This window comes from Saccharopolyspora sp. NPDC045941 (assembly GCF_056431445.1).
On the sequence record NZ_JBWKKU010000070.1, the window covers coordinates 35,979 to 48,807 of the forward strand.

11 protein-coding genes are annotated in these 12,829 nt (G+C 70.4%); 7 read left to right on the forward strand and 4 right to left on the reverse strand.

Annotation, left to right across the window (positions count from 1 at the left end; all coding sequences use genetic code 11):
* The first annotated feature begins 85 nt into the window (after window positions 1-85).
* From AC07FN_RS37840 to AC07FN_RS37850, 3 genes are all read left to right on the forward strand, one after another.
* Entirely contained in the window at window positions 86-811 is a 726-nt protein-coding gene (locus AC07FN_RS37840; RefSeq protein ID WP_478399970.1) for a DUF6802 family protein, read from the forward strand.
* A gap of 396 nt (window positions 812-1,207) precedes the next feature.
* Window positions 1,208-3,022: a phosphoenolpyruvate carboxykinase (GTP) gene (locus AC07FN_RS37845; protein WP_478399971.1), complete on the forward strand. Its 1,815-nt coding sequence runs from the start codon at window positions 1,208-1,210 to the stop codon at window positions 3,020-3,022.
* A gap of 282 nt (window positions 3,023-3,304) precedes the next feature.
* A complete protein-coding gene (locus AC07FN_RS37850) occupies window positions 3,305-3,469 on the forward strand; it encodes a hypothetical protein (protein WP_165968264.1) in 165 nt (54 codons plus the stop codon).
* 94 nt (window positions 3,470-3,563) lie between these two features.
* On the opposite strand, the gene AC07FN_RS37855 is transcribed toward AC07FN_RS37850, so the two are convergent.
* Window positions 3,564-4,397: an alpha/beta hydrolase gene (locus AC07FN_RS37855; protein WP_478399972.1), complete on the reverse strand. Its 834-nt coding sequence runs from the start codon at window positions 4,395-4,397 to the stop codon at window positions 3,564-3,566.
* Between the two features lie 29 nt (window positions 4,398-4,426).
* Between AC07FN_RS37855 and AC07FN_RS37860 the strand changes: the two genes are divergently transcribed.
* From AC07FN_RS37860 to AC07FN_RS37870, 3 genes are all read left to right on the forward strand, one after another.
* The gene (locus tag AC07FN_RS37860) at window positions 4,427-4,888 is read left to right on the forward strand and encodes an RNA polymerase sigma factor (RefSeq protein ID WP_478399973.1); all 462 of its coding nucleotides are present in this window, start codon (window positions 4,427-4,429) and stop codon (window positions 4,886-4,888) included.
* Window positions 4,885-5,856 carry a CU044_5270 family protein gene (locus tag AC07FN_RS37865; RefSeq protein ID WP_478399974.1) on the forward strand — a complete coding sequence of 324 codons (972 nt, stop codon included), beginning with the start codon at window positions 4,885-4,887 and terminating at the stop codon, window positions 5,854-5,856. Before AC07FN_RS37860 ends, AC07FN_RS37865 begins: the two co-directional genes overlap by 4 nt.
* 153 nt (window positions 5,857-6,009) lie before the next feature.
* Window positions 6,010-7,881: an alpha/beta fold hydrolase gene (locus AC07FN_RS37870; RefSeq protein ID WP_478399975.1), complete on the forward strand. Its 1,872-nt coding sequence runs from the start codon at window positions 6,010-6,012 to the stop codon at window positions 7,879-7,881.
* A 36-nt stretch (window positions 7,882-7,917) separates the two neighbouring features.
* On the opposite strand, the gene AC07FN_RS37875 is transcribed toward AC07FN_RS37870, so the two are convergent.
* From AC07FN_RS37875 to AC07FN_RS37885, 3 genes are read right to left on the reverse strand one after another with little or no spacing between them, the layout of a single operon-like run.
* On the reverse strand, window positions 7,918-8,757 hold the full coding sequence (locus AC07FN_RS37875) for a carbohydrate ABC transporter permease (protein WP_478399976.1): 840 nt from the start codon (window positions 8,755-8,757) through the stop codon (window positions 7,918-7,920).
* Window positions 8,757-9,590: a carbohydrate ABC transporter permease gene (locus tag AC07FN_RS37880; RefSeq protein WP_478399977.1), complete on the reverse strand. Its 834-nt coding sequence runs from the start codon at window positions 9,588-9,590 to the stop codon at window positions 8,757-8,759. Before AC07FN_RS37880 ends, AC07FN_RS37875 begins: the two co-directional genes overlap by 1 nt.
* Before the next feature lie 32 nt (window positions 9,591-9,622).
* The gene (locus AC07FN_RS37885) at window positions 9,623-10,963 is read right to left on the reverse strand and encodes an extracellular solute-binding protein (RefSeq protein WP_478399978.1); all 1,341 of its coding nucleotides are present in this window, start codon (window positions 10,961-10,963) and stop codon (window positions 9,623-9,625) included.
* Window positions 10,964-11,082: 119 nt separating this feature from the next.
* On the opposite strand from AC07FN_RS37885, the gene AC07FN_RS37890 reads away from it, so the two are divergent.
* Window positions 11,083-12,300: an ROK family transcriptional regulator gene (locus AC07FN_RS37890; protein ID WP_478399979.1), complete on the forward strand. Its 1,218-nt coding sequence runs from the start codon at window positions 11,083-11,085 to the stop codon at window positions 12,298-12,300.
* Window positions 12,301-12,829 lie beyond the last annotated feature (529 nt).

The window sequence follows — 12,829 nt, forward strand, 5'->3', positions numbered from 1 at the left end:
AGCGACGTCCTTCATCTGCGGAACCCGCGGCCTCTACCCTGCGTCCTAGGCGTTGCAGTTGATCGGCGGCTGAGAGGTTGCGGACGTGTACATCGAGGAGACCGGCGCGGGAGACGGTGACATCAAGGTCACCGTCGAGGGCGAGGAGTACACCGCCGAGGCCAACTACGACCTCGACGGCGATGGCATCGACGAGACGGTCGCCGTGATGACCGACGACGGCTACGTCGCGTACATCGACGAGAACGGCGACGGCCAGGCCGACCTCATGCAGTCGATCAACAGCGATGGCGTGGTCGTCGAGCAGGCCCGCTTCGACGCGGAGACCGGCGGGTGGGCCGGCGAGGCGCCCCAGCAGCACCCGGGCGGCGCCGACCCGGACGACCAGCAGCACGGCCGGTCGATGGTCATCGACACGCCGCAGGGCGACATGCAGGTCGGCCCGGCCACCGAGGACACCAACCAGGACGGCATCGCAGACACGGCGGTCGTGGAGACCGAGGCCGGCGGCACCATGCTGGTCACCGACGTCGACGGCGACGGGTCCGCCGACCAGGTCGTGGAGATCAGCCAGACCGGCGACGTGACGATCTCGCACCACACCGGCGACGGCCAGTGGACCGTGGTCGAGCAGGGCAAGATGACCGACGACGGCCAATACGCCCCGAACCAGGCGACCGGCGCGACCGACGACGCGGCCTGGACCTTCGACGACGCGGCCCAGCCGCACGCCGCCAACGCCGACACGCACAGCGGCGGACTGCGCGGCGGAGCGGGCGGCAAGGCGGACTCCGACGAGGTCTGGGGCTGACCGCTCGGCTCGATTCCCACCCCGCCCGATGCGCATCGGGCGGGGTTTTTCACGTCCGCGACGGGGAGCAACCGCCATTCGGTCGATGCCTGCGCGTAACCCGGTGTTCGCGAACACGTCCGGTTCGCCGGAAATTCTGGATCCAAGCGATCCCGGCACGGCGAGATTTTCGTCCAGACCACTACTCAGGTCGCTTCTGAATCGATTCCCTTATCGTTCTTGTGAGAGAACGAACATGGCTGATCTCCATTGCGCGCCCGATCCGCCGTTAGCCTCGGTGCATCCCTTTTTCACTTCGCCCGGTCTTCGGGGCGGGCGAAGCTTTCCCTGTAAAGGCCGACGGGAGACCCCGTCGGCGAATCCGGGCTGTGGCGCCCAGTCAGGAGACGCGGAGCGATGACCGCATTGACCATCCCAGGTCTCGACCAGGCACCGACCACGCACGAGCGCCTGTTGTCGTGGGTGCGCGAGGTCGCCGAGCTGACCACACCCGACCAGGTGGTGTGGTGCGACGGTTCGCAGCAGGAATGGCAGCGGATGACCGACCGTCTCGTCGAGGCGGGCACCTTCACCCGCCTGGCGAACAAGCCGAACTCGTTCTACGCGGCTTCGGACCCTTCGGACGTGGCGCGCGTCGAAGAGCGCACCTACATCTGCTCGGTCGAGGAGAAGGACGCCGGGGTCACCAACAACTGGATGGACCCCAACCAGATGAAGGCGACCATGACGGAGCTCTACCGGGGCTGCATGCGTGGTCGCACGATGTACGTCATCCCGTTCTGCATGGGCCCGCTGGACGCCGAGCCGCCGAAGCTGGGCGTGGAGATCACCGACTCCGAGTACGTCGTGGTGTCGATGCAGATCATGACCCGGATGGGCGCGAAGGTCCTGGAGCGGCTGGGCGAGGACGGCGACTTCGTACCCGCGCTGCACTCCGTGGGCGCGCCGCTGGAGCCGGGGCAGCAGGACGTGCCGTGGCCGTGCAACGACACCAAGTACATCACCCACTTCCCCGAAGAGCGGATGATCTGGAGCTTCGGCTCCGGCTACGGCGGAAACGCGCTGCTGGGCAAGAAGTGCTACTCGCTGCGCATCGCCTCGGCGATGGCCCGCGACGAGGGCTGGCTGGCCGAGCACATGCTGATCCTGAAGCTGATCTCGCCGGAGGACAAGGTCTACTACGTCGCGGCCGCGTTCCCGTCGGCCTGCGGCAAGACCAACCTCGCGATGCTGCGGCCCACCATCCCGGGCTGGAAGGTCGAGACCCTCGGTGACGACATCGCGTGGATGCGCTTCGGCGAGGACGGTCGCCTGTACGCGGTGAACCCGGAGGCCGGCTTCTTCGGCGTCGCCCCGGGCACCAACTGGAACACGAACCCGCACGCGATGGAGACCATCGAGAAGGGCAACTCGCTGTTCACCAACGTGGCCCTCACCGACGACGGCGACGTCTGGTGGGAGGACATGGAGGGCGACCCGCAGCACCTCACCGACTGGAAGGGCCGCGACTGGACCCCGGACAACGGGGAGAACGCCGCGCACCCGAACTCGCGGTACTGCACGCCGATGTCGCAGTGCCCGATCCTGGCGCCGGAGTGGGACGACCCGAACGGCGTGCCGATCTCGGCGATTCTCTTCGGCGGCCGCCGCAAGACCACGGTGCCGCTGGTGAACGAGGCGTTCGACTGGCAGCACGGCGTGTTCATGGGCGCCACGCTGTCCTCGGAGAAGACCGCCGCGGCGGCCGGCAAGGTCGGCGACGTGCGGCGCGACCCGATGGCGATGCTGCCGTTCATCGGCTACAACGTCGGCGACTACTTCCAGCACTGGGTGAACGTCGGCAAGTCCGCCGACGCCACCAAGCTGCCGCGGATTTTCTACGTGAACTGGTTCCGCCGAGGTGACGACAAGCGCTTCCTGTGGCCCGGGTTCGGCGAGAACTCGCGCGTGCTCAAGTGGATCGTGGACCGGCTGGAGGGCAACGCCGCCGCCGCCGACACCGCGATCGGCCGGGTGCCGTCGGCCGAGGAGCTCGACCTGACCGGGCTGGACACGCCGACGGCCGACGTCGACGAGGCGCTGAAGGTCGACGTCGAGGAGTGGAAGGCGGAGCTGCCGCTCATCGAGGAGTGGTTCGACACCGTCGGCGACTCGCTGCCGAGCTCGATGCGCGATGAGCTGGAGGCCCTGAAACAGCGTCTCGGTCACTGACCGAGCGACCCCCGGACGGGTGGATTCGCGAAGCGACGTGGGAAGCTTCGCGTCCACCCGTCCGGCGCGGAGCTCCAGCGCAGTGTGCGCAATCGTGCGGCGTTTCCCCAAGAGAGCTGAAGCTCTTTCGGGGAAACGCCGTTTTCGTTTTCGCCGACGGGTGGATCTACGCAGCCCGGGGGAGCAGATCCGGGGATTTCAAACGATCAGCAACCCGGCGGACACTGTGTGCGTCCCAGTGATTACCGCCGAAAACGGCGCGCCGATACGAGGGGGTGTGTCATGGCTGATCTGGCCATGTTGGCGTTGTCCCTGATCGCGGTCGCTGCGGTGTTCGTTTCGCTGCGCAGGGAGGACGCCGAAGTCGACGAGCAGTCGGAGGCCGGTGAGATCGACCGGCTGCACCGGGACACCATTCCGATCCGGAGGAGGCCACAACTGCGATGAGTGCAAGGCGTCTCAACGGCCCGCGGGCGGCGAGCGGATCGAATCCACTCCCCGCCCGCGAGCTTTTTGCGCGCCACCAAGCCCTTTTCCGAGATCAGCCGAGCACGCCGGACAGCCGGTCCAGCTCGTCCAGCAGGCTCCGGCCGCCGGACTCGAGGCTGCGCGTCCCCGGCTCCGGCGCCGGAGTGCCCTGGCAGGTCAGGTCGCGCCCGGGCACCACGCCGTCGAGCAGGTACGCCGTGGTCGCGTCGTCGACGCAGGCGTTGCCGGTGCCGAAGACCCCGTGGTCGCCTTCGCCGCGGACGGTGATCATCCGCGAGCCCTGGAACTTCCGGTGCGCGACCTCCGCGCCTTCCCACGCGGTCGCCGGGTCGTTCTCCGACTGGAGCATCAGCACCGGCGGGAGGCCCTTGCCCGTGATCTTCGGCAGGTTCACGTCCGGGCGCTCCCAGAACACGCACGGCTGCACGATCGAGTAGTAGCCCATGGTCGGGAACAGCCGCCCCTCGACTCCGGACCGCGCCACCACCGACTCGGGGGAGCCCCGGAACCCCGTGTCGTTGCAGCGGATCGAGTACAACGTCGCCGCCATGCTGTCGCTCGGATCGGCCTGCATCGGCATGGTGCGGGCCTGCGCCTGCGCGAGCACCGGGGCGGCCTCGCCCGCGCCGTCCCGCAGCGCCGCGAGCGTGCCGCCCAGCTGCGGGAAAGCGAACTTCGAGTACATGCTCTGCACCACCAGGTTGTCGAGCGCGGCGTGGTCGACCGGCGGGCCGTCCGGCGACGGCAGCGGATTCGCCTTCAGCGCCGCGCGCAGTTCGTCCACAGTGGCCTGGACCTGCCGCGGATCGGTGCCCAGGTGGTAGGTCGCGTCGTGCGCGGCCAGCCAGGGCAGCACGTCCTCGCGCCAGCGCCGCTCGAAGGCCATCGGCTGCCACCCGACGGATCCGGGACCGGGTGCACGCCGACGGCGAATCGCTGCTGCCGTGGCTGCTCGGCATCGCCACCAACGTCCAGCGCAACGTCTCCCGCGCGGCGCGGCGGCACCAGGCCGCGCTGGCCCGGACCCGGCCGCAGGACACCGTTCCGGACTTCGCCGACGACGTGGCGGGCCGGATGGACGACGCCGAACGCGTCGCGGCCGCGCAACGCGCGCTGGCCAAGCTCCGCCGCGGCGAGCGAGAGGTCTTCACGCTGTGCGTCTGGTCCGGCCTGGACTACGCGGCCGCCGCGGAAGCACTCGGCGTCCCGGTCGGGACGGTGCGCTCCCGGCTGTCGCGCGCCCGCGCACGGCTTCAGAAGCTCGCCGACGCCGAAATGCAGAACCTGCGCGTGGCGGCGGAACCCGCGCCCGCAGCCGGACAGGAAGGGGGTGGACGCCCGATGGCGTCCCGTTCGCCGCAAGGGAGGAACCGATGAAGGCCATGCGACGCGGGTCGCGCGAAGAGGTCGACCGCGCCGAACTCGCTCACCTGCTGCCGTCCCCGGCCGAGCCCGAGCTGTCCGGCGAGCGGTTCACCGTCCTCAGGGAGAACCTCATGCAGGAGATCCACCAGCAGCCCCGGACCCACGCCCGCCCGGCGCGGAGCAGGCGGTGGGCCCTGGCCGCCGTTCCGCTGACGATCGCCGCCATCACCGCCGGCGTGTTCGTGCTGCAGTCCGGCCCGAACGCCGGGCAGGCCGCAGCGGCCGAGCAACTGGGCCGGATCTCGGCGGCGGCCGCCGCGAAGCCAGAGCCCCAGGTCCGGCCCGACCAGTACGTTTACATCAGGAGCGTCGGCGCGGACTCCACCGCCGACGGCGACACCGGCGGGCCGTTCGTGCTGGGACCGGTGCAGGAGCGGGAGATCTGGTTCGCGCAGCGGCAGGTCGCCCCCGGCACGCCCGTCGGCGCGATCCGCGAGGGCTCCGAGCCGATGTTCGAGCTGATCAAGCACGCCGACCAGACGCCAACCTACGAGGAGCTCAAAAAGCTTCCGACCGACCCCGACGCGCTGCTGGCCTGGGCGCGGGAGAACTCCGGCAGCGGCGGTTCGAAGGATCGGCGGACGTTCGACAAGCTCGGCGACCTGATCCAGGAAGCCCTGCTGCCGCCGGACCTGGCCGCGGCGGTGTACCAGGCGGCGGCGAAGATCCCCGGCGTGGAGCTGGGCGGCCAGGCGCAGGACGCCGAGGGCCGCACCGGTCTGGTGGTGAGCTACCTCGACGAGGACGCCGGCATGCGCAAGCAGTGGATCTTCGACCCGCAGACCCTGGAGTACTTGGGGAAGCGGACCGTGCTCGCCGAGGACAGCAGCTTGGGCGCGGGCGGATCGCTCGTGGAGACTAAGGCCGTGCTGGAGCGGGGCGTGGTCGACGGGATCGGGCAGGTTCCGGCCGGGCGGTAGGCGCACCGGGTGGCGGCGGTTTCGCGCGAAATCGCTGCCACCCGTCACGCGATCCGCCGGTTTCGCGCGAAACCAGCGCGGTGCCGCTTCCGACGGCAAGGGGCTCGGCGTCGGGTGCTGGACAAAATATGTAGACCGGTCTATTTTTTTCGCATGGTGATCGAGAGCGGCAGGCCTATCGGGACACCGGACGCGGTGGTGTTCGGCGCGACCGGATTCATCGGCCGGTGGACAGTGCTGCACCTGCTGGACCAGGGCCGCACGGTCGCGGCAGTCCTCCGGGGTCGCGGCGGGACGAGCCGGGAGGCGGAATTGCGCGGGTGGCTGCGCGATCGCGGCGCGGCCGACGACCGGCTCGTGGTCGTCGCCGGTGACCTCACCGGTGGTTCCGGCCTGGGACTCAGCCCGGCCGACGACGAACAGCTCGCCGACGTGCGGGACATCTTCAACACCGCCGCCCTCTACCGGTTCGGGCTGCAGCGCGAGGAGGCGAGGGCGGTCAACGTCGAGGGCGCCCTCAACGTGCTGCGCTGGGCCGCCACCCGCCGCGATCTGCGCAGGCTGGTCCACGTGTCGGGCTACCGGGTGGGGCTGGACCGGCAGGCGCGGTATCCCCTCCCCGAGGCCGAACTCGCGGCGCTCTACCGGGACAAGGGCGCCTACGAGGGATCCAAGTTCGAGGCGGATGCGGCCGTGCGGGTCGTCGCCGCCCGGCTGGCGGTCCCGCTGACGCTGGTGAACCCCAGCAGCGTGATCGGGCACTCGGCCACCGGCGAGGCCGGCCAGTACATCGGCCTGGCCGAACTGGTCCGCCAGCTGTGGACCGGGCGGCTGCCCGCGCTGCCCGGAACCGCGCGCACGTTCGTCCCCGTCGTGACCGTGGACCACTTCGCGAAGTTCATGGCCGCCGTCCCCGAGCACGACCCGGAGCCCGGCGGCCGGCACTGGGTGCTCGACGCGGACACCCCGGACCTGCCCGACGTGGTCCGGATGCTCGCCGACCACCTGGGCGTACGCGCGCCGCGGACCCGCGTGCCGGTGTCCCTGGTCCACCGCCTCCCGGCCGCGCTGACCGGCGCCGACCCGGAAACCTTGGACTTCCTGATCGAGGACCGCTACGACACCGCTTCGGCGGAGCGGGTCGCCGACGCCGCCGGACTCCGGCAGCCGCCCGCCGGGACCGCGCTGCGCCGCTGGGCGGACCGGCTCGTGGCGGACCGGTTCGGCGCGACTTCCGCCGCGCTCCCCGGCGGCTTCCACGACGTCGCAGGCTCCCGGACCTACCTCGCCGGCGACCGGACCTCGCCCGATTTCGTGCTCCTGCACGGGCTTCCGCTCGACGGCGAGTCCTGGCGGGGCGTGCTCGGCGAGCTGGGGGACCCTCGCGCCCTGGTCGCCGACCTGCCGGGCCTCGGCCGCTCGGCCCCGACCGGGGCCACGCCGCTGGACTGGCTCGCGGACCTGCTGGCACCCCTGCGAACCCGGCCCGTGATCGTCGCCCATTCGGCGGCCACCGCGCCGGCGCTGCGCTTCGCCGCCGCGCATCCCGACCGCATCGCGGGCGTGCTCCTGGTTTCGCCCTACTTCCTCCAGGCCGAAGCCTCGAAGCTGCTCCGCGCGCTCGCCGCGCCGCTGCTCAAACGCATCTCAGTCCCGCGCCTCACGGCTGCGCTCCTCGGCGACGCTCCGCCCGCCGAAGCCCGCCAGGCCGTCGCGAGCGCCGCAGCCCAGCTGCGTCGGCCCGCCGTCGCCCGTCGCACCGCCCGCTGGCTCAGAGCGGCGAACCAACCCGCCGAACGCGCCGCCCTCCGCACGCTCCTCGGCGACGTCTCGGTCCACATCGTTGCCGGACAACAGGATCCGCTGCTCGACGACCCAGGCTCGGCCACCGTCACCACCATCCCCGGCGCCGGGCACAACCCGCAGCTCACCCACCCCGCCGCGGTCGCCGCCGCCATGCGGCGGATCGGTACCTCGGCGGCCCCGCCCGGCGTCGGCGCCCGTCCTTCCCGCAATTTCCATTGAAATTGAACCTTCGATTTCAATGGAAATTGCGGCGGGTCAGTGCTTGATGGCGCCGGCGAGGTTGAAGGCGCCGCCGAGGGTTCGGCCGACGATCAGGTACAGGGCGATCACCGGGGCCGTGTAGAGGATCGAGTAGGCCGCCAGCTGGCCGTAGGCGATCAGGCCGCCCTGGCCGAAGAAGGTGAACACGCCCACCGACGCGGGCTGCTTCGCCGGGTCCAGCAGCAGGACGAACGGCACGAAGAAGTTGCCCCACGCGGTGATGAACGTGAAGATCCCGACCACCGCCAGGCCGGGCACGATCAGCGGCAGCACCACCGCGCGCAGCGCCTGCATCGCCGACGCGCCGTCCACCCACGCCGCCTCCTCCAGCGCGATCGGGACGCCGTCCATGAAGTTCTTCGTCATCCAGATCGCGATCGGCAGCGACGTCGCCGCCAGGAACAGGGTGGTGCCGAACAACGAGTCGATCAGCTCCAGCCGCACGAACATGCTGTACACCGGGACCATCACCGCGGTCATCGGCAGGCCGGAGGCGAACAGCACGACGTACAGGAAGGGCCGCCGGAACCGCAGCTGGTAGCGCGACAGCGGATAGGCGCACAGCACGGCGGCGACCACCGAGATCAGCGCCGCGCCGCCGCTCATCAACAACCCGTTCCACAGTGGACGAACGCTGGTCTCCCAGTCGAGCACCTGGCCGAAGTTGTCGAGGGTGAGCGCGGCGGGCAGCTGCGCCGCCAGCGGCGCGTCCGCGTCGAACGCGGCCGTGACCAGCCACAGCAGCGGGGCCAGGAACGCCAGGGCGATGGCCGCGAGCACCATATTGACCACAGTGGACACCGAGCGCCGCCGGGCGGAAGTCACCGAGGCCATCAGACCTCCTCCCGGAGGCTCTTGGCGTACACGACCGCGAAAATGCCGCCGATCAGCAGCAGCACCAGGGAGATCGCGGCGCCGTAGCCGATCTCGTCGAACTCGAACGCCGAGTCGTACATCAGCAGCGGCAGCGTCTGCGTCGCGGCGCCCGGGCCGCCGGCGGTCAGCACGTAGATCATCGTGAACAGCCCGATCGTCTGCAGCGTGATGAGCATCAGGTTGGTCAGCACCGAACGCCGGATGATCGGCAGCGTGACGTGCCAGAACCGGCGGAACACCCCGGCGCCGTCGACCTCCGCGGCCTCCACCAGGTCGGTCGGCACCTCCGACAGCGACGCCTGGTACACCAGCATCGAAAACGCGGTGCCCCGCCAGACGTTGCCCAGGATCACCGCCACCATCGGCGCGCTGTAGAGCCAGTCCTGCGCTCCGAACCCGAGGCCGGTGAGCAGCCGGTTCAGCGTGCCGTCGGCGTTCAGGAACGCGTACACGGCGAAGGCCGCGACGAGCTCCGGCAGCACCCACGCCGACACCACGACGGTGCCGACCGCGCTGCGCACCCAGCGGCGCCGGTGCTGCGTCAGCACGGCGATGAGCATGCCCAGGCAGTTCTGCCCGATGACCGCCGAGCCCACCGTGAAGACCACCGTCAGCCAGGCCGAATGCCACAGCGCCGGATCGGTGAGCAGCCGCCGGAAGTTCTCCAGCCCGACGAACTCCGGCGCGGTCGCCGCGGCCCCGGTCAGCGCCGCGTTGGTGAGCGAGACGTAGCCGCTCCACAGGATCGGACCGGCGACGAACAGGCCGAGCAGCAGCAACGCGGGTGCCATCGGCACCAGCCAGCGCCCCACCCGCGCCCCCATCAACCCGGCCGGGTGTTCGCCGGCTGCACGATCCGCGACACCTGCTCCGACCAGCGATCGGCGACCTCGGCAGGCGGCTTGCCCGCCACCACGTCGAGCACCGACTGCTGGATCGCCTCGGAGACCTTCGGGTACTCCGGCAGCGCGGGCCGGTAGTGCGTGTTGTCCAGCAGGCCGATCCAGAACGGGTTGAGCGGGTTGGCGCCGACCACCCGCGGATCGGCGGCGGCGTCCGCGCGGGCCGGCAGGTTGCCGCTGGCCGCCGCGTAGGCCACGACGTTGTCCTTGGTCATCGCCTGCTTGATGAACTCGAACGCGTCGTCCTGCTTGCCGCTGGACGAGCTGATCGCCAGCGTCCAGCCGCCGGAGAGGGTGACCGTGCCCGGCGGCTGCCCGTGCTGGGTGGGCATCGGCGTCGCCGCCATCGTCCGGCTCCAGTCCTGCCAGCCGGAATCCACCCAGTTCCCGGAGGCGAAGCTGCCGTCCAGCCGGATCGCGATCTTGCCCTCGCGGGTCAGGTCGTCGCGGAACACCTTGTCGTACTGGGCGTCGGCGATCTGCGCCCCGCTCTGCGTCAGGCCCTCGGTCAACGCGGTGGACAGGAAGCCCATCGCATCGGCGAAACCGCTGCTCGGCGCGATCCACTTCTGCTGCCGGTCGTCGTAGAGAGTGCCGGTTTCGGTGCCGTACAACAGCATTTCGACGGTCTGCATGCTCACCGACTCGCCCTCGGCCTTGCCCAGCGCGAGGTCCAGGGCGATGACGTCCGGGCGGTGCTGCTTGACCTGCCGGGCAGCGGCGAGCACGTCGTCCCAGGTCCGGGGCCGCCAGTCGGCGGGCAGGCCGACCGCGGCGAACAACTCGCGGTTGTACCAGAGGCCGCGGGTGTCGGTGTCCAGCGGAACGCCGTAGGTCTTGCCGTCCTGCGCCCGGCCCGCCTGCTTGGTGGTGTCGATGTAGCTATCCCAGTCGGGCCACTGCGCGAGCCGGTCGTCCAGCGGCGCCAGGTATCCGGCCGCGACGTCGGAGTTCACGTTGAAGCTGTCCTCGTAGAGCACGTCCGGCGCCGTGGACGGCGAGCGCATTCGCAGCTGCAGCTTCGACAGGTACTCGCTCTCCGGCGCGACCACCGGATCCAGCTTCACGACCTTGCCCGGATGCGCCTGCTCGTACTGCTGCTTGACCCGCTGCATCCACTGGTCGACCTGCAACGTGTTGCCGTACCGGTGGTAGGCCACGCTGATCGTGTTCGGGTCGTCGGCCGCGCCGCCGCCGCACGCGGCCAGCACGAAGACCAGGGTGGTGGTGATGAACGCGGACATCGCCTTGTTCCGCCGCATCGCGGCCTCCCGCCGGCAGTGGTTGCGCCTGACCTGAGATCCGGATCACACTCTTGGGCAAGATAATTCCATTCGATGGAACAAGTCAACGATCTTGCTGCCCCAGACGAGGAGCGTCGATGGCGAAAGCGTCCTGGCAGGGCACGAATCTGCCGCGGGTGGGCGGGTTCAACCGGGCGGTCGTGCTCGACGCGATCCGGCAGCACGGTGAGGTCAGCCGCGTGGAGCTGGCGCGGCGCACCGGGCTGACCGCGCAGACGATGTCCAACATCGTGCGCGCGCTGATCGACGACGGACTGGTCACCGAGAACGGCCACGCGCCGTCCACCGGGGGAAAGCGCCGGGTGCTGCTGAAAGTCGTGCCGGACGCGTACTCGGCGGTCGGCCTGCACCTCGATCCGGAGCGGATCACCGGCGTCCTGCTGGACTTGGCGGGCGGCGTGCGGATGCGCAGCCGCCGCCGTGTGCCCGACGACGCCTCGCCCGAGGCGGTCGGGGCGGCTCTGGCCCGCACCTTCCACCAGTTGGTGCGGCGTTCCGGCATCGCCGACGGCCGGGTGCTCGGCGTCGGATTGGCGGTGCCCGGTCCGCTGGACGCGGCGAACCGGCGGGTGCTCGGGCCGCCGAATCTGGCCGGGTGGGCGGATGTTCCGCTCGCCGACATCGTCGAGGGCCGCGCCGGGCTGCCGGTGGTGATGGACAACGACGCGACGGCCGCGGCGATCGGCGAGCGGTGGGCCGGCCGCGCGGACCGCGCGGGCTCGTTCGTCTACGTCTACCTGGGTTCCGGGGTCGGCATCGGCGTGGTGCTGGGCGATCAGGTGCATCGCGGGGTCAGCAACAACGCCGGCGAGATCGGCCACGTGCACAGCGGCGGCGGGCGCGAATGCCATTGCGGCAGAAAGGGATGCCTGGAGGCGTACTGCTCGATGCGCGCGATCGTCGCCGACTGGCGGGCGGCGACCCGGGAGGAGCCGAACGGGGAACCGGTCGCGGCGACCTACGAGCGCCTGTGCCGCTCGGCGGCCGACGGCGACGCCACTGCGACCCGGGTGCTGCGCGTGGCGGCAACCCGGTTGGGCCAGGCGTTGGCATCGGTGGTGAGCGTGCTGGACGTCGACCGCGTGGTGCTCGGCGGACCCGCGCTCCGGCATGTGGCGGAGCTGGTGCGGGCCCGCGTGGCGAAGGTGGTCGACGCGCAGGTGTGGGCGCCGAAGGTGCGACCGGTGCGCGTCGAGACGGCGCTGATCGGCGACGACGCCGGAGCGGTGGGCGCGGCGTCGCTGGTGCTCGACCACGCCTACTCGCCGCGCCTGACGACCCTCCTCGGCTCCTGACCAACCCCCGGCCCCAGCGGCGAACCACTTGACGCCCGCAATTTCAATGGAAATCGGACCTTCGATTTCAATGGAACTTGCGGACCGTCGGCGTGTCGCACCCCGACACGCCGACGCCTGTGGACAACTCCCGCAATTTCAATGGAAATCGGAGGTCTGGTTTCCCACTGAGCGTTTTTCATCCTGGTCGCCCTGCAGCCGCGGGTCGCAAAGCGACACGTCGATGAGGTGTCGCATGCGCCGCAGGCGCATAGCCCACCTACGACACTGGCACCGCCGCGGGTTCACTGCGCCCGTGCCCCTGGGGCACTCCTGGGCGAGGACGGCCCCTCCGCCGTGTATTGGACGTACATCAGGAGGGCCCCCCACAGACCAGGAAGCCTCTGAGGTTCCGCTACCCACACCGCCACGCAAAACGAGGTTGGAAAACCCCACTAGTGTTCCGAGTCGTTAATAGTTTTATTGATTCTGGTGCAGTAGTGGGCGAGGCTGGCGAGGATCTCGTCAGCGGTCTTGGTCCACACGAAGG